Genomic DNA, 893 nt, shown 5'->3' on the forward strand with positions numbered 1-893 from the left:
GGCACGGCGAGGCCCATATGGCGGAAGGCCTGCGGGGTGAGGACGCGGCCGCGGGGGGTGCGCTGCACGAAGCCCTGCTGGATCAGGTAGGGCTCGATGATGTCCTCGATGGCGTCGCGGGGCTCCGACAGGGCCGCCGCGATCGTCTCGATGCCGACCGGCCCGCCCCCGAACGAGCCCGCGATCAGGCTCAGGTACTTGCGGTCCATCACGTCGAGGCCGATGGCGTCCACGTCGAGGAGCTGCAGGGCCCGGTCGGCCAGCGCGCGCGTCACCACCGGCTCCTCGGCCACCACCGCGAAGTCGCGCACCCGCCGCAGCAGGCGGCCGGCGATGCGCGGCGTGCCGCGCGCGCGCCGCGCGATCTCGTTGGCGCCCTCCGCCGACATGCCCAGGCCCAGCACCCGCGCGCCGCGCTCGACGATCAGTTGCAGTTCGTCCACGTCGTAGAAGGCCAGCCGGATCGGGATGCCGAAGCGGTCGCGCAAGGGGGTGGTGAGGAGCCCCGCGCGGGTTGTGGCGCCGACCAGGGTGAACTTGGGCAGGTCGATCTTGACCGAGCGGGCGGCCGGGCCCTCGCCGATGATCAGGTCGAGCTGGTAGTCCTCCATGGCGGGGTAGAGGATCTCCTCCACGGCCGGGTTGAGGCGGTGGATCTCGTCGATGAACAGGACGTCGCGCTCGTCGAGGTTGGTGAGCTGGGCGGCCAGATCGCCGGCCTTGGCGATGACGGGCCCGGAGGTGGAGCGGAAGTTCACGCCGAGTTCGCGGGCGACGATCTGGGCGAGCGTGGTCTTGCCCAGCCCCGGCGGGCCGACGAACAGCACGTGGTCGAGGGCCTGGCCGGTCTTGCGCGCCGCCTCGATGAAGATCTGCATGTTGGCGCGTGCCGC

At 72.0% G+C, this 893-nt stretch carries 1 protein-coding gene; it reads right to left on the reverse strand.

All coding sequences use genetic code 11. The annotated features are described in order from the left end of the window. Window positions 1–893: Holliday junction branch migration DNA helicase RuvB (ruvB, locus tag AX737_RS17745; protein ID WP_066923745.1), on the reverse strand; the 893-nt coding region annotated here is incomplete at both ends.

The organism is Methylobacterium sp. CCH5-D2 (assembly GCF_001556475.1).
Taxonomy (GTDB): domain Bacteria; phylum Pseudomonadota; class Alphaproteobacteria; order Rhizobiales; family Beijerinckiaceae; genus Methylobacterium; species Methylobacterium hispanicum.